The sequence below is a fragment of the Geodermatophilus nigrescens genome, from assembly GCF_900129495.1.
In the GTDB taxonomy this organism is placed as follows: domain Bacteria; phylum Actinomycetota; class Actinomycetes; order Mycobacteriales; family Geodermatophilaceae; genus Geodermatophilus; species Geodermatophilus nigrescens.
The window spans coordinates 127,937-142,767 of record NZ_FQVX01000001.1 but is presented as its reverse complement, the minus strand read 5'-3'; the positions used below and the strand labels follow the sequence as shown (position 1 = coordinate 142,767).

General features: G+C 75.6%; 13 protein-coding genes and 1 tRNA gene. 2 read left to right on the top strand and 12 right to left on the bottom strand.

Features of this window, described 5'->3' with window-relative positions; translation table 11 throughout:
* Nucleotides 1-47: 47 nt before the first annotated feature.
* Genes BUE37_RS00650 through BUE37_RS00640 form a run of 3 tightly spaced genes read right to left on the bottom strand, consistent with a single transcriptional unit; the run spans nt 48 to nt 1,905 of the window.
* On the bottom strand, nt 48-464 hold the full coding sequence (locus BUE37_RS00650; protein WP_073417906.1) for an arsenate reductase ArsC: 417 nt from the start codon (nt 462-464) through the stop codon (nt 48-50).
* Nucleotides 461-1,570, bottom strand: coding sequence for an ACR3 family arsenite efflux transporter (gene arsB, locus BUE37_RS00645; RefSeq protein WP_073417904.1), 1,110 nt, complete (start codon nt 1,568-1,570; stop codon nt 461-463). The genes BUE37_RS00650 and arsB overlap by 4 nt, the downstream gene beginning before the upstream one ends.
* Nucleotides 1,567-1,905: an ArsR/SmtB family transcription factor gene (locus tag BUE37_RS00640; RefSeq protein WP_245794219.1), complete on the bottom strand. Its 339-nt coding sequence runs from the start codon at nt 1,903-1,905 to the stop codon at nt 1,567-1,569. The genes arsB and BUE37_RS00640 overlap by 4 nt, the downstream gene beginning before the upstream one ends.
* Before the next feature lie 119 nt (nt 1,906-2,024).
* Between BUE37_RS00640 and BUE37_RS00635 the strand changes: the two genes are divergently transcribed.
* Entirely contained in the window at nt 2,025-2,435 is a 411-nt protein-coding gene (locus BUE37_RS00635; RefSeq protein WP_073417900.1) for an ArsI/CadI family heavy metal resistance metalloenzyme, read from the top strand.
* A 54-nt stretch (nt 2,436-2,489) separates the two neighbouring features.
* Here BUE37_RS00635 and BUE37_RS00630 read toward each other — a convergent pair whose 3' ends face one another.
* Together BUE37_RS00630 and BUE37_RS00625 are read right to left on the bottom strand one after the other, a co-directional pair.
* Nucleotides 2,490-5,015 (bottom strand): putative bifunctional diguanylate cyclase/phosphodiesterase, encoded by a 2,526-nt coding sequence (locus tag BUE37_RS00630; protein WP_083628110.1) that lies wholly within the window; start codon nt 5,013-5,015, stop codon nt 2,490-2,492.
* A gap of 90 nt (nt 5,016-5,105) precedes the next feature.
* Nucleotides 5,106-5,192, bottom strand: a tRNA-Ser gene (locus BUE37_RS00625).
* 146 nt (nt 5,193-5,338) lie between these two features.
* Here BUE37_RS00625 and BUE37_RS00620 point away from each other — a divergent pair.
* Nucleotides 5,339-7,144, top strand: a complete 1,806-nt coding sequence (locus BUE37_RS00620; RefSeq protein WP_083628108.1) for a helicase-related protein — start codon at nt 5,339-5,341, stop codon at nt 7,142-7,144.
* A 52-nt stretch (nt 7,145-7,196) separates the two neighbouring features.
* Here the strand turns inward: BUE37_RS00620 and BUE37_RS00615 are convergent, their stop codons facing one another.
* The 7 genes from BUE37_RS00615 to BUE37_RS00585 all read right to left on the bottom strand — a co-directional run bounded on the left by BUE37_RS00615 (nt 7,197) and on the right by BUE37_RS00585 (nt 14,724).
* Nucleotides 7,197-7,949, bottom strand: a complete 753-nt coding sequence (locus BUE37_RS00615) for an MIP/aquaporin family protein (protein WP_083628106.1) — start codon at nt 7,947-7,949, stop codon at nt 7,197-7,199.
* Between the two features lie 97 nt (nt 7,950-8,046).
* Nucleotides 8,047-9,144, bottom strand: coding sequence for an ABC transporter ATP-binding protein (locus BUE37_RS00610; RefSeq protein ID WP_217651088.1), 1,098 nt, complete (start codon nt 9,142-9,144; stop codon nt 8,047-8,049).
* On the bottom strand, nt 9,141-10,139 hold the full coding sequence (locus tag BUE37_RS00605; RefSeq protein ID WP_073417896.1) for an ABC transporter ATP-binding protein: 999 nt from the start codon (nt 10,137-10,139) through the stop codon (nt 9,141-9,143). Before BUE37_RS00605 ends, BUE37_RS00610 begins: the two co-directional genes overlap by 4 nt.
* Complete coding sequence (locus BUE37_RS00600) at nt 10,136-11,077, bottom strand: ABC transporter permease (RefSeq protein ID WP_073417894.1); 942 nt, start codon at nt 11,075-11,077, stop codon at nt 10,136-10,138. The genes BUE37_RS00605 and BUE37_RS00600 overlap by 4 nt, the downstream gene beginning before the upstream one ends.
* Nucleotides 11,074-12,015 carry an ABC transporter permease subunit gene (locus BUE37_RS00595; RefSeq protein WP_073419416.1) on the bottom strand — a complete coding sequence of 314 codons (942 nt, stop codon included), beginning with the start codon at nt 12,013-12,015 and terminating at the stop codon, nt 11,074-11,076. Before BUE37_RS00595 ends, BUE37_RS00600 begins: the two co-directional genes overlap by 4 nt.
* Nucleotides 12,012-13,544: an ABC transporter substrate-binding protein gene (locus BUE37_RS00590; protein ID WP_073417892.1), complete on the bottom strand. Its 1,533-nt coding sequence runs from the start codon at nt 13,542-13,544 to the stop codon at nt 12,012-12,014. Before BUE37_RS00590 ends, BUE37_RS00595 begins: the two co-directional genes overlap by 4 nt.
* A 103-nt stretch (nt 13,545-13,647) precedes the next feature.
* Entirely contained in the window at nt 13,648-14,724 is a 1,077-nt protein-coding gene (locus BUE37_RS00585) for an ABC transporter ATP-binding protein (RefSeq protein ID WP_073417890.1), read from the bottom strand.
* Between the last annotated feature and the right edge of the window lie 107 nt (nt 14,725-14,831).

Here is a 14,831-nt window from a genome sequence, read left to right as displayed (position 1 = left end):
GGCAGGTGGGGCCGCCGTCCTGAGCCGGGCCACCCCGAGGGGGGAGGTCAGTCCCGCGCGGGAGCGGGGACCTCCAGCTCGGCGAGCAGCCCGCGGACCCGGCGCTCGACCTCGTCGCGGATCGGCCGGACCGCCTCGACCCCCTGGCCGGCGGGGTCGTCGAGCGCCCAGTCGAGGTAGCGCTTGCCCGGGAAGACCGGGCAGGCGTCCCCGCAGCCCATCGTGACGACGACGTCGGAGGCCTCGACGGCGTCGGTGGTGAGGACCCGGGGGCGCTGGTCGGTGATGTCGATGCCGGCCTCGGCCATCGCCTCCACCGCGGCGGGGTTGATCCGGTCGCCGGGCATCGAGCCGGCCGAGCGGACCTCGACGGCGTCGCCGGCGAGGTGCCGCAGCCAGCCGGCGGCCATCTGCGAGCGGCCGGCGTTGTGCACGCAGACGAACAGGACGCTGGGACGGGTCACGGGGTGCTCCTGACGGGGACGGTCGGGTCGCCGGGGAACCAGCGGGCGGCCCACAGCGAGACGTACACGAGCGCGACGAGGACGGGCACCTCGACGAGCGGGCCGACGACGCCGGCCAGGGCCTGCCCGCTGGTGACGCCGAAGGTGCCGATGGCGACGGCGATGGCCAGCTCGAAGTTGTTGCCGGCCGCGGTGAAGGCCAGCGTGGCCGTCCTCGCATAGCCGAGGCGCAGCCGCATCCCGAGCAGGAACGACCCGCCGAACAGGAGGACGAAGTAGGCCAGCAGCGGCAGCGCGATGCGGGCGACGTCCCAGGGGCGCGACGCGATGGCGTCGCCCTGCAGCGCGAACAGCACGACGATGGTGAACAGCAGGCCGTAGAGCGCCACCGGGCCGATCCGCGGCAGGAAGCGCTGCTCGTACCAGGCGCGGCCGCGGGCCCGCTCCCCCAGCACGCGGGTGAGCGCACCGGCGGCCAGCGGGACGCCCAGGAAGACCAGGACCGACACCACGATCGCCGCGACCGAGAACTCCGCCGACGTGGTGGGCAGGCCGAGCCATCCGGGCAGCACCTGCAGGTAGAACCAGCCGAGCGCGCCGAAGGCGACCACCTGGAACACCGCGTTGACGGCGACCAGCACGGCGGCGGCCTCGCGGTCGCCGCAGGACAGGTCGTTCCAGATCAGCACCATGGCGATGCAGCGGGCGAGGCCCACGACCACCAGGCCGGTGCGGTACTCGGGCAGGTCGGGCAGCAGCAGCCAGGCCAGCGCGAACATGACGGCCGGGCCGACCAGCCAGTTGAGCACCAGGCTCGCGGCGAGCAGCCGCCGGTCGCCGGCGACCCGGCCGAGCTCGGTGTACCGGACCTTCGCCAGCACCGGGTACATCATCAGCAGCAGGCCTGCGGCGATCGGCAGGCTGACCCCGCCGACCTCGACGGCCGCCAGGGCGTCGTCGAACCCGGGCACCAGGCGGCCGAGCAGCAGGCCGGCGGCCATGGCGGCGAGGATCCAGACGGGCAGGAACCGGTCGAGGACCGACAGCCGCCGGAGCACCGGCGCCTCCGGCCCCGCGACCGGGGCCTCGCGGACGGCGTCGCTCACGCGGGGACCGCGGCGGCGTCGAACAGGCCGGCGACGGCGGCCAGCGCCTCCCGGCGGACGGCGTAGTACACCCACACGCCCCGCTTCTCGCGGTCGAGCAGGCCCGCGGTGTGCAGCACCTTGAGGTGGTGGCTGATCGTGGCCTGGGTCAGGTCGAAGGCGGCGTTGAGGTCGCAGACGCAGGCCTCGCCGGTGTCGCTGCCGGCGATGAGGCTCACCAGCCGCAGGCGCACCGGGTCGGCCAGCGCCTTGAGCAGCCCGGCCACCTCCTCCGCGCGCTCGGCGGACATGGCGGTGCCCGTCAGGGGCGTGCAGCAGGCAGCCGGGTCGCTCACGGGTCCTCCATCGACGTCGGTCACTTCGACGACCATCGTATTGACAGATCTCGATGTCAAGGCGCACGGTGGCCCGGACATCGACGAGCGTCGATGTCTCCCCACCTGAGGAGGTCCCCGTGTCCCGGATCCAGCTCGCCCTGCGCGTCGCCGACCTCGACGCCGCCGTCGACTTCTACGGCCGCCTGTTCGGCACGCCGCCGGCCAAGCGCCGCCCGGGCTACGCCAACTTCGCCGTCGCCGAGCCGCCGCTCAAGCTCGTCCTGCTGGAGGGCGAGGGCGGGGAGCCCACCCGGCTCGACCACCTGGGCGTGGAGGTGGCGGACACGGCGGAGGTCACGGCCGCCACCGGCCGGCTCGCCGACGCCGGCCTCGCCACGCGCACCGAGGAGCAGACCACCTGCTGCTACGCGGTCCAGGACAAGGTGTGGGTGACCGCGCCCGGCGGCGAGCCGTGGGAGGTCTACACCGTCACCGCCGACGCCCGGCCCGACCTGGAGGGCGCGACGACGACCTCGTCCTGCTGCTGAGTCCTGCTGCTGAGTCCCGCTGCCGGGTCCCGCTGCCGGGTCCCGTCGCGGAGCTCAGCCGCCCGCCTCGGCGGCCGCCGTCCGCAGCGCCCCGCGCACCCGGTCGGCGAGGCCGGCCGGGCAGCCCGGGTCGACGACGACGTCGTCGGCACCCGCGGCGAGCAGCCGCGCCCGGGTGGCCCGGTCGGCCCGCGCGCACAGCACCAGGACGGCGGCACCGCCCGGGGGCCGCAGCGCGGCCGACCGGGCGAGCGCGTCCTCGCCGCGGGCGGTGACCAGCACGACGGCGTCCGGCGGCTCGCCCGGCCCGGCCACGGCGAGGCCGGCGCGCACCAGGGCGCCGCGCACCGCCCGCCCGAGGGCGTCCTCGCCGGCGACGAGCTGCACGGTGGCCCGCCCGGACCGGCCGGGGCAGCCGGCGGCGGCCCGCACCGCGGCGCCGGCCGCGGCCACCGCGTCGTCGAGCGCGTCCAGCGGCACCGGGCGGGCCAGGTGGTGGCCCTGCAGGTGGTCCACGCCCAGCTCCAGCAGCCTGGTCGCCTGGTCCCGGGTCTCCACGCCCTCGGCGGTGACCTCGAGGCCGAGGTCGTGGGCGAGGGTGACCATCGCGGTGAGGATCGCGGCGTCCCCCGGGCCGGCGCCCATCTGCTGGACGAAGGTGCGGTCGACCTTGACGCCGTCGACGGGCAGGTCCTGCAGCCGGCCGAGGGAGGAGTAGCCGGTGCCGAAGTCGTCGATGGCCACCCGGATGCCCGCGGCGCGCAGCTCGGCGAGCTGGCCGACCACCCGCGGGCCGGCCTCGAGGAACAGCGTCTCGGTCACCTCCAGCAGCAGCTGCCGCGGGCCGACGCCGGTGCGCGCCAGGATGCCGAGCACCGTCGTCGCGAAGTCCGGCTCGCGCAGCTGCACCGGCGAGACGTTGACCGCCACCGAGCGGCCCGGGTCGGCCGCCAGCCACGGGGCGAGCCCCCGGCAGGCGGCCCGCAGCACCTGCTGGCCGAGGGTGCGCACCAGGCCGCTGCGCTCGGCGACCGGGAGGAAGTCGGCCGGCAGCGCCAGCCCGGACGGGCGCGGCCAGCGGACCAGCGCCTCGACCCGGGTGGCCGCGCGGGCGGTCACGTCGACCAGCGGCTGCAGGTGTACGACGAGCTCGTCGCGGTCGAGCGCCTGGCGCAGCCCGTTCTCGACGTCGGCGCGGGCGAGCACCGCCGTGGACATCGTCGGGTCGAACACCTCGTAGCGGCCCTTGCCGGCGCGCTTGGCCGCGTACATCGCGATGTCTGCCTGCTGCAGCAGCACGTCGGCGGGGACGGGCTCGCCGCCGGCCACCCGGGCCAGGCCGATGCTGCCGGTGGGCACGAGCTGCCGGTCGCCGAACCGCACCGGGGTGTCCAGCGCCGCCCCGATCCGCCGGGCCACCTGCTCGCCGTGCGCGGCCTCGGCCAGCACGACGGCGAACTCGTCGCCGCCCAGGCGGGCCACGGTGTCCTCCGGGCGCACGCAGCGGGTCAGCCGCCCGGCGACCTCGACGAGCAGCCGGTCACCGACCTGGTGGCCGAGCACGTCGTTGACGTCCTTGAAGTCGTCGAGGTCGACCAGCAGCACGCTGACCCCGGCCGGGGAGCGGGCGTCCAGGGCGTGCTGCAGCCGGTCGGCGAACAGCGCCCGGTTGGCCAGGCCGGTGAGCGGGTCGGTGAAGGCCAGCCGGCGCAGCTGCTCGGCGCGGGCGGCCAGCTCGGCCGTGGCGCGGGCGGCGGCCAGCTCGGCGAGCTTGCGCTCGGTGACGTCGGTGGCGGTGCCGTGCAGGCGCACCTCGGCGCCGTCGTCGTCGCGGACGACGGCGGCCCGGCAGCTCACCCAGCCGACGCTGCCGTCGGCGCGCAGCACCCGGTGCTCGAGCGCGTAGTCCTCCCGGCCGGCCCGGACGTCGGCGAGCATCTGCAGCAGCTCGTCGCGGTCGTCGGGGTGCACCCGCGCCAGGTAGCCCTCGACCGTGGGCTCCAGCGCGGCCGGCGGGATGCCGAAGATGCGGAACATGTCGTCGGACCAGACGACGACGTCGCTGCGCACGTCCCAGTCCCACCGGCCCAGGCGGGCCACCCTCTGGGCCTCCAGCAGCCGCCGCTCGCTCTCCTGCAGGCGGGCCTCGATCGCCACCCGCTCGGTGACGTCCTGCGCGGTGCCCACGAGCAGCAGCGGGCTGCCGTCCTCGCCGCGGGTCACCGAGCCGCGCGCCCGCACCCAGATGACCTCGCCGTCGCCGCACACGACCCGGTGGTCGAGGTCGAAGACCCCGCCGTCGGTGAGCGCGGCGAGGATCGCCCGCTCGGCCCGCGGGCGGTCGTCGGGGTGGACCATCTCCAGGCAGGTGGCGAAGGTCGGCGTGACCGAGGGGTCGAGGCGGTAGACGGCGCGGAGCTCGTCGCTGAACAGGACGGCGCCGGTGCGGACGTCCCACTCCCAGCTGCCGAGCGCGGCCAGCCGCTGGGCCTCGGCCAGCCAGCGGCGGCTGCGCTCCAGCGCCGCGGCGTCGTCCTCCCGCGCCTGCGTGCCGGCGTCCGGCACCGCTGCCCCGCTCATCGCACTCCCCGGCCCGCGGGGCTCGGTTCCCCCGCGGAGGGGCACACGCTAGGCGATGGACGGCGCACGGAGGGGAACCGGCGGCGCGAGCGGAGGGCGTGGGATTCGAACCCACGATGGGTGTGACCCCATAGCGGTTTTCAAGACCGCCGCCATCGGCCTCTAGGCGAGCCCTCCCAGCCGTCCGAGGCTAACGCGCACCCGCGCGACGGGCGCGGGCATGTCCGCGGCGCCCGCGGTGTTGTCCGGGAGTTGCCCCGCGAACGACCCGAGGACCCCTCCTGACCGACACCGCTCCCCAGCCGTCCACCACCCGCCGCCGGGTGCGGCGCCCCGACGCCGACCGCCCGCCCGTCCGGACCGCGTACGACGCGTACGACGCCGGCGACCGCGCCGCCGCCCGCGCCGCCGAGCGTGCCGCCGAGCGGGAGGCCGCCCGCGCCGAGCGGGCCGCCCAGCAGCGCTGGGTCGAGGCCACCGCGCCGGACCTCCCCGTGCGCGCCACCCTGCCGCAGCGCGTGGTGTTCCACCTGGGCCCCACCAACTCCGGCAAGACGTACGAGTCGCTGCAGGCGCTGGCCGCCGGCGGGTCCGGTGTCTACGCCGCGCCGCTGCGCCAGCTGGCGCACGAGGCCTACGCCAAGCTCTCCGCGCTGCTGCCCGAGGGCACCGTCGGCCTGTCCACCGGCGAGGAGGAGATCGACCCGGGCGCGCCCGTCCTGTGCTGCACCGTCGAGAAGGCCCCGATGGCCGGCGAGATGCTCGTGCTCGACGAGTCGCACTGGGTCGCCGACCCCGACCGCGGCCACACCTGGGCGCGGCTCCTGCTCACCGGCGCGTACCGGGAGATGCACCTGATCGCCGCCGCCGAGGCGCACCCGCTGCTCGCGCCGCTGGTCGCCGACGCCGACGACGTCGAGGTCGTGCACCACCGGCGGCTGTCGCGGCTCGACGTCCTGCGCGCCCCGGTCCGCACCACCGGCGTCCGGCCGCAGACGCTCGTCGTCGCCTTCTCCCGCAAGACCGTCTACGCCGTCGCCGCCGAACTCGACCGGCACCGGCCCGGCAAGGTCGGCGTCCTCTACGGCGCGCTGCCGCCGGCCACCCGCCGCGAGGTCATCGAGCGGTTCACCACCGGTGAGCTCGACGTCCTGGTGACCACCGACGTCATCGGCCACGGCATCAACGTGCCGGCCACCACCGTGCTGTTCGCCGAGACGACGAAGTTCGACGGCACCGAGCTGCGGCCGCTGCGCAGCTGGGAGGCCGCGCAGATCGCGGGGCGCGCCGGCCGCTACGGCCTCACCGGGCACGGCACCGTCGGGATCCTCACCGGCGTGCGCGGCCTGAAGCCGTCGGCCGCGCTGGTGTCCCTCGGCGCCGAGGTGGCCCGCGGCGACCGACCGAGCGACCTGCCCGGGCGCATGCCGCGGCTGCGACCCGAGCTCGACGACCTCGGGGCGCTCGAGCCCGTCGACCTGCCCGAGGCGCTGGTCCGCTGGCAGGCGTGGGCCCGCGCGGCCACCCGCGACCAGGCCGTCGCGCCCGACGACGTCACCGTCCTCGTGCTGCGGGTGCAGGCGCTGCTGCCCCTGCTGCGCGGCCCGCTCGGCGCGGCCGGCGACCTGCACACCGTCTGGCGGCTGGTCCGCCTGCCCATCGACTACGAGCCGCCGCGGCGCACCCGCTGGCTGCTGCTCGCCCGCGCGGCCCTGCGGCACGCCGTCGGCCTGCCGGTCCGGCCGGAGGTCGTGCTGCCCGACGTGCCGGTCGGCGGCAGCGTCGAGGAGTTCGAGCAGGCCGCCGCGGCCGCCCGCGACGCCCAGACGCTGCTGCGCCAGTTCCCGGGCGTCGCCGGGCTGGACGGCGACGACGCCGCCTGGGTCGAGGAGGAGTGCGCGGAGGCCATCAGCGAGCTGCTGCCCGACGCCATCGCGGTCAGCCGGTCGTCGGCGTGCGTGGAGTGCGGGACGCCGATCGCGCCGTGGTTCTCCATCTGCCGCCCGTGCAGCGCCCCGCGCGGCCGCGGCTCCGACGGGCATCCCCGCGCCGGCGGCCGGGACTCCCGGCGGGCGCCCCGCTCGGGCTCCCGGCAGGGCCGGCGGCCCACCCGCAGCGGCCGCGGCTGACCCGCCTGACCTCGGGCCGCGGCTGCTCCCAGGGGCGGCCGCGGCCGGGCGGTCAGGCCTCCGGCGGCTCGCCGCGGGAGAGCAGCCGGTCGTACACGAGTGCGGCGAGGACGCCTCCCACCACCGGGGCCAGCAGGTAGATCCACAGCGGCCCGACCTGGCCGGCCAGCAGGTTGGGGCCGAAGGCGCGGGCGGGGTTCACCGCGCCGCCGGTGAGCCCGCCGACGGCGAAGATGCCGGCCGCCAGGGCGAACCCGACGGCGACCGGGGCGATCGCGGACTCGGCGCGGTCGTCGGTGGCCACCGACACCACGACCAGCACCAGCACGAACGTCACCAGCGCCTCGGCCAGGAACGCCTGGCCGGCCGAGACGCCCTCCTGCGGCGTCGTGGCGCCGAGCAGTCCCTCCTCGCGCGCCGCGCTGCCGTAGACCGCCCACGTGGCGGCCGCGCCGAGAAGACCGCCGAGCAGCTGCGCGACGACGTAGACCCCGGCGGCCGGCCACGGGAAGCGCCGCGTCGCGGCCAGCCCCAGCGTCACCGCGGGGTTGAGGTGACAGCCCGAGACGTGCCCGAGGGCCGCGGCCAGCGCCACCAGCGTCACCCCGAAGGCCAGCACCACGCCGACCAGCTCGAAGAGGCTGTTGCCGGTGGCCGGGCCCGCGACCACGGTGCTCGTCCCGACGAACACCAGGATCGCCGTCCCGATCACCTCGGTGAGCGCCGCGCGCCCCAGCCGGTCCCCGATCCTGCTGCCGTAGAGGCCGGTGGACCCGACCCTCGAGGTCGTCCTGCTCGACGCCATCCCGCTCCCCGTTCCCGGCGGCGCCCCCGCGCCGCCTGATCCGGGGGCCACTAGCCGGGTGGCCTGATCGGCAAACGGACGGTCGCGTACCGGCAGGTCAGCGCGCCGGGTCCCCGGCGCCGGCCGGGGCGGCGGGGTCCTCCCGCCGCACGGGCGTCCCGACGACACCGTGCAGGTGGCAGGCGGCCACGTGCCCGGGCGCGGAGCCCACCGCCTGCAGGGCCGGGTCGACGTCGGGGCAGGGCTCGAACACGTCGGGGCAGCGGGTCCGGAACCGGCAGCCGCTGGGCACCCGGGCCGGCGAGGGGACGTCGCCGCGCAGCACGATCCGCTGCCGAGAGCGCTCCAGCGCCGGGTGCGGCAGCGGCACCGCCGACAGCAGCGCCCGCGTGTAGGGCATCTGCGGCTCCGCGGCGACGGCGGTCGCCGGCCCCACCTCGACCACCCGGCCCAGGTACATGACCGCGATCCGGTCGGAGACGTGCCGCACCGCCGACAGGTCGTGGGAGATGAACAGCAGCGTGAGACCGAGCTGCCGCTGCAGCCGGCGCAGCAGGTTGAGCACCTGCGCCTGGATGCTGACGTCGAGGGAGGCGATCGCCTCGTCGCAGACCAGGAAGTCCGGCTCCCCGGCCAGCGCCCGGGCGATGCCGACCCGCTGCCGCTGGCCGCCGGAGAACTCGTGCGGGTACCGGGAGGCGACGGCGGGGTCGAGCCCGACCAGCTCCAGCAGCTCCCGCACCCGCGCGGCGCGGGCCTGCCGGCCGGGGTGCAGGCGGTGCACCTCCAGCGGCTCGGACACCGTCTGGGCCACCGTGCGCCGCGGGTCCAGCGAGGCGAACGGGTCCTGGAAGACCATCCCCGCCCGCCGCCGCAGGTCGCGCAGCTGCCGGCGGCCCATCGCGGTGACGTCGAGGCCGTCGAAGGTGACCGTGCCGCCGGTGGGCGGGACCAGCCGCAGCAGCGCGTTGCCCAGCGTGGACTTGCCGCAGCCGGACTCCCCCACCAGGCCGAGCGTCTCGCCGCGGTAGACGTCGAGGTCGACGCCGTCGACGGCGCGCAGCGCGCCCGTCGTCCGCCGCAGCGGGCCGCCCGACCGGACCGGGAAGTGCACCTCCAGCCCCCGGGCGGAGACCAGGACGTCGCGCCGCCCCTGCCCCGGCGCGGACCCCTTGTCCAGGAAGACCGAGCTCACCGCGCGCTCCCCTCCGTGCACCAGGTGGCCGCGCGGTGCGGCAGCCCCTTCGACAACCCGGCGCCGACCACCTGCAGCGGCGGCTGCTCGGTCTCGCAGCGGGCGTCGCCGCGCACCGGGCAGCGCGGCCAGAAGACGCAGCCGCCCGGCAGGTCGGTGGGCGCCGGCGGCGTGCCGGGGATGGTGGCGAGGTCGCCGCCGTCGCCGGCCAGGTCCGGCAGCGCCCCGAGCAGGCCGCGCGTGTAGGGGTGCGCGGGCCGCTCCAGGACGTCGTCGACCGTGCCGTCCTCCACGCAGCGCCCGCCGTACATGACCAGCACCCGGTCGGCGATGCCGGCGACGACGCCGAGGTCGTGGGTGATCCAGATGACGCCGGTGCCGTGGTCGGCCTGCAGCGACTCGACCAGGTCGAGGATCTGCGCCTGCACCGTGACGTCGAGCGCGGTGGTGGCCTCGTCGGCGATGAGCAGCGCGGGGCTGTTGGCGAGCGCGATCGCGATGACCACCCGCTGCCGCATCCCGCCGGACAGCTCGTGCGGATAGCGGTCGAGCGCGCCCTGCGGGTCGGGCAGACCCACCTCCGCCAGCAGCCCGGCCGCCCGCTCGCGCGCCGCGGCCTTCGACACCTCGCCGTGCGCGCGGATCCCCTCGACCAGCTGCCGGCCGACGGTCAGCACGGGGTTGAGCGAGGTCATCGGGTCCTGGAAGACCATGCCGACGCCGGGGCCGCGCACCTGCCGCAGCCGCTCGGGCGACATGGTGAGCAGGTCCTCGCCGTCCAGGCGCGCGCTGCCGGTCACCGTCGCCACCCGCTCGGGGAGGAGGCCGAGCAGCGCCAGCACGGAGACGCTCTTGCCGCTGCCGGACTCCCCGACGACGGCGACCGTCTCGCCGCGGCCCACCGTGTAGCTCAGCCCGTTGACCACCGCGGCCGGGCCGCGCGGGGTGCGCAGCCGCACGCGGAGGTCCTCGACCTCCAGGAGGGGGGCGGTCACCGTCCACCTCCGGCCATGAGGGTGCGCTGGCGCGGGTCGAGGACGTCGCGCAGGCCGTCGCCGAGCAGGTTGAAGCACAGCACGGTCAGGAAGATCGCCATCCCGGGGAAGAAGGCCAGCCACCAGGCGATGTCGATGAACCCGCGGCCCTCGGCGAGCATCAGCCCCCAGGAGGGGTTCGGCGGCTGGGTGCCCAGGCCGAGGAAGGACAGCGCCGCCTCCGCCAGCACGGCGAACGCGAGGCTGATCGAGGTCTGCACGATGATCGGCGGAGCGGCGTTGGGCAGCACGTGCCGGGTGAGCAGCCGCCAGTCCGAGGCGCCCACCGAGCGCGACGCCCGCACGTAGACCTCCTCGCGCACGCCGAGGACGCTCGCCCGCGTCACCCGGGCGAAGACCGGGACGTAGACGATCCCGATGGCCAGCGCGGTGTTGCCCGCCCCCGGCCCGCGGACGGCGAGCACCGCGATCGCCAGCAGGACGGCGGGGAAGGCGAAGAGGACGTCCATGAACCGCATGAGGACGTCGTCCACCCAGCGGCCGTAGAAGCCGGCCAGCAGCCCGACGAGCGCGCCGACGACGAGCGCGAACGCGACGGCGAGGAACCCGACGCGCAGCGAGACACCGGCCCCGAGGACCACCCGGCTCAGGATGTCGCGGCCGAGGTCGTCGGTGCCGAAGGGGTGCGCCCAGCTCGGCGCCTGCAGCCGGTCGTCGACCGAGATCTCGTTCGGCCCGTCGGGCGCGACGGTCTCGTCGAACACCGCCATGAGCACGAGCAGCACGAGGACGGCGGCCGCGATCGCCGCCGTCGGGTTGCGGGCGAGCAGGCCGAGGGTCTCCCGCCACCGCGGCCGGGGTGCCCGCTGCGTGGACCGGACGCCGGCGTCGGTGGCGGTCGGGGAGGCTGCCGGCTCGGGCAGCGGGGCGCCGGTCACCTGCGGATCCTCGGGTCGATCGCTGTGTACAGGAGGTCCACCACCAGGTTGATCACCAGGAAGGTCACGGCGAACAGCAGGATCGCGCCCTGCAGCACCGGGTAGTCGCGGGCCTGGACGGCCTGCAGCGCGAGCTGCCCCAGCCCCGGCCAGGAGAAGACGATCTCCACCACGACGACGCCGGAGAGCAGGTAGGCCAACTGCACGCCGGTGACCGTGACCAGCGGCAGCAGCGCGTTGCGCAGCACGTGCCAGGTGAACACCTGCCGCCGCGGCAGCCCCTTGGCCTGGGCGGTCCGCACGTGGTCGGCGCCGAGCGCCTCGAGCACGCTCGACCGGACGAACCGGGTGATCACCGAGCCGGACACCACCCCGGTGACGACGGCCGGCAGCAGCAGCCGCTGCGCCCAGCCGGCCGGGTCCTCGGTCAGCCCGACGTAGCCGCCCGAGGGCAGCCAGCCCAGCGTCCCGGCGAAGACCAGGATCAGCACGATCGCCATCCAGAACTCCGGCACCGAGATGCCGATCTGGCTGAGCACGGTGGCCACCCGGTCGACGAGCGAGCGGGGCCGCAGCGCCGAGATCGTGCCGAGCGGCACCGCGATGAGCAGCGCCACGAGGATCGAGGCGAGCGCCAGCGTGAGCGTGGCCGGCAGCCGCTCGGCGATCAGCGAGGTGACGGTCTCGCCGCTGCGGAAGCTGACCCCGAGGTCGCCGGTGACGGCCCGGCCCGCCCAGGTGAGGTACTGCTGCACCAGGGGCTGGTCGAGCCCGGACCGGGCCAGCAGCGCGTCGTAGGTCTCCTGGTCGAACCGGGTGCCCAGGGCCAGCCGGATCGGGTCGCCGGGCACCAGCTGGACCAGGGCGAAGACGACGACGCTCACCCCCGCCAGGACGACCAGCGCCTGGCCGACCCGGCGGAGGAGGTAGCCGCTCAGGGCAGCTCCACCGTCGCGAAGTCGATCGCCTTGTCCGCGCGGATCCGGTAGCCCTGCAGCCCCGGCGCCCAGGCCTGCACGACGTCGGGGTTGTAGAGGTACAGGTAGGAGACGTCGTCGACGATGATCTGCGCCGCCTGGTCGTAGAGCTGCTTGCGCGCGTCCTCGTCGGTCTCCACCGCGCCCTGCTGCAGCAGCTGGTCGACCTGCGGGTTGCTGTAGCCCTGGTAGTTGTTCGGGCCGTCGGTCTGGTGCTGCTCCTGGTAGTAGGCCGCCGGGTCGAGGTTGCCGAGCCAGCCGAGGTAGAAGGCGTCGAAGTCGCCCTGGCCCTGTCGGTCGAGCCAGGTGGCGAAGTCCAGCGTCTCGATCTCGACGGTCACGCCGATCTCCTCGAGCTGGCTGGCGATGACCTGCGCGGCGGTGACGGTCTCGGGGAACTCGTCGGTGACCATCAGGCCCATCGTCAGCGGCGTCTGCACGCCGGCCTGCGACAGCAGCTGCCGGGCCTGGTCGACGTCGCGCTCGAACGGTGCGTAGTCGAGGTGGAAGAAGCTGTCCTCGGGGATCGCCGTCTGGTTGGCCTGCGCGGCGCCGAACCAGGCCGCCTCGGCGACGGCCTCGCGGTCGACGGCCAGGGAGATCGCCCGCCGGACGTCGCGGTTGTCGAACGGCGGCCGAGCGTAGTTCATCGACAGGTACCAGTAGTCGACGCTGGGCGTCGTCTGCAGCTCGACGCTGTCGTCGTCGGCCAGCGACTCGATCTGCTGCGGCGGCACGTTGTCGGTCCACTGCACCTCGCCGTTCTGCAGCGCGGTGAGCGCCGCGGCCGGCTCGGTGATGTAGCGGAACTCGACGCCGCCCACGCTCGGGGCGCCGCCCCAGTGGTCCTCGTACGCGGTGAGCACGGTGCTGCTCGCGTCGGAGCTCTCGAGGCGGAAGGGCCCGGTGCCGTTGGCCTCGGTGACGAGGTCGATGTCCTCGGCGGCGTTCTCGGGCAGGATCGCCATGCCCTTGAACGCCCCGATCCGCTCCAGCAGGTTCGGCGTGGGCTGGCTGAGCGTCAGGACGACGGTCCGCGGGTCGGGGGCCTCGACGCCGGTGACGGTCGCGAAGCGGTAGGAGTTCTGCAGCTCCTCGTCGATGATCCGCCGGTAGGAGTAGACGACGTCGGCGGAGTCGAACTCGCTGCCGTCGTGGAACGTGACGCCCTCGCGGAGGGTGAACGTCCAGGTCAGGCCGTCCTCGCTGGTCTCCCAGCTCTCCGCCAGGCTCGGCTCCATCGTCAGGTCCTCGGCGTTCGGGACCACGAGGGTGTCGTAGACGTTCTCGAGCACCTGGAAACTCGGGTAGGCCGTCGTCTGGTGCGGGTCGAGCTGGTCGGGCTGGGCCGCGACCGCGGCGACGAGGGTGCCGCCCTCGCCGCCGCTCCCCCCGCCACCGCCTCCGGTGTCGACGCTCTCCCCGCCCCCGCAGGCGGACAGCAGCAGGGCCGCGGCCGCGGCGAGGGGCAGGAGCCGGTTCGTGCGCACGGGGACCTCCGGAGCTCGTCGGCGTCGTCCTCCCGACCCTGGCCCCGACCGCGCGGCCCCGCGAACCGAAACGGTGATCGTTACGTTTCCGCCACCCGGCTGCTCAGCCGGCGATGCGCTCCCCGTCGCCGGCGCGGAACAGGTGCACCGAGCCCGGCCGCGGGGCCACCCGGACGACGTCGCCCTTCTGCGGCGGGCGGCGGCCGTCGACGCGGGCGGTGACGACGTGCGTCTCGCCGCCGAGCCGCGCGCGGCCGTAGACGTAGGCGTCGGCGCCGAGCTCCTCCACGACGTCGACCTCCACCGCCAGCCCCTCGCCCGCGAGCTCGAGGTCCTCCGGGCGCACCCCGAGCACCACCTCGGCCGCGTCGACCGAGCCGAGCGCCTCGCGGGCCACCGGCACGAGCTGGTCGCCGAGGCGCACCCCGCCGTCGGCCACGGGGAGGGTGAACAGGTTCATCGCGGGCGAGCCGATGAAGCCGGCGACGAAGACGTTGCGCGGGCGGTCGTAGAGCTCGCGCGGGCGGCCGGCCTGCATGAGGAGGCCGTCCTTGAGCACCGCGACCCGGTCGCCCATGGTCATCGCCTCGGTCTGGTCGTGGGTGACGTAGACCGTGGTGACGCCGAGCCGGCGCTGCAGCGAGGCGATCTGGGTGCGGGTCTGCACGCGCAGCTTGGCGTCGAGGTTCGACAGCGGCTCGTCCATGAGGAAGACCTGCGGCCGCCGCACGATGGCCCGGCCCATGGCCACCCGCTGCCGCTGCCCGCCGGACAGCGCCTTGGGCCGCCGGTCGAGGTACTGCTCGAGGTCGAGCATCCGGGCCGCCTCGGCCACCCGCTCCCGGATCTCCCCCTTGGGCACGCCGGCGATCTTGAGCGCGAAGCCCATGTTGTCGCCGACGGTCATGTGGGGGTACAGCGCGTAGTTCTGGAACACCATCGCCACGTCGCGGTCCTTGGGCGCCGCCTCGGTGACGTCGCGGCCGCCGATGAGGATCCGGCCGGCGTCGACCCGCTCCAGGCCGGCGAGCATCCGCAGCGACGTGGACTTGCCGCAGCCGGACGGCCCGACGAGGACGAGGAACTCGCCGTCGGCGACCTCGAGGTCGAGCGCGTCGACGGCGAGGCGGTCGGCCCCGTCGTAGACGCACGTCGCGGAGTCGTAGGTGACGGTCGCCATCGCGAGGCCTCCGGGGGCGGGAACGGGCACGGGAAGCCATTCCCCGCGCACACCGGGACGGCGCCCGGCACGTCGCGACAGTAGTGCAGCCGGGCGCGCCGGAAAAG

Bases quoted from the DNA above. Each gene is read 5' to 3' on its own strand.
- BUE37_RS00630 (WP_083628110.1), bottom strand. From the start codon at position 5,015: ATGAGCGGGGCAGCGGTGCCGGACGCCGGCACGCAGGCGCGGGAGGAC.
- BUE37_RS00615 (WP_083628106.1), bottom strand. From the start codon at position 7,949: ATGGCGTCGAGCAGGACGACCTCGAGGGTCGGGTCCACCGGCCTCTAC.
- BUE37_RS00585 (WP_073417890.1), bottom strand. From the start codon at position 14,724: ATGGCGACCGTCACCTACGACTCCGCGACGTGCGTCTACGACGGGGCC.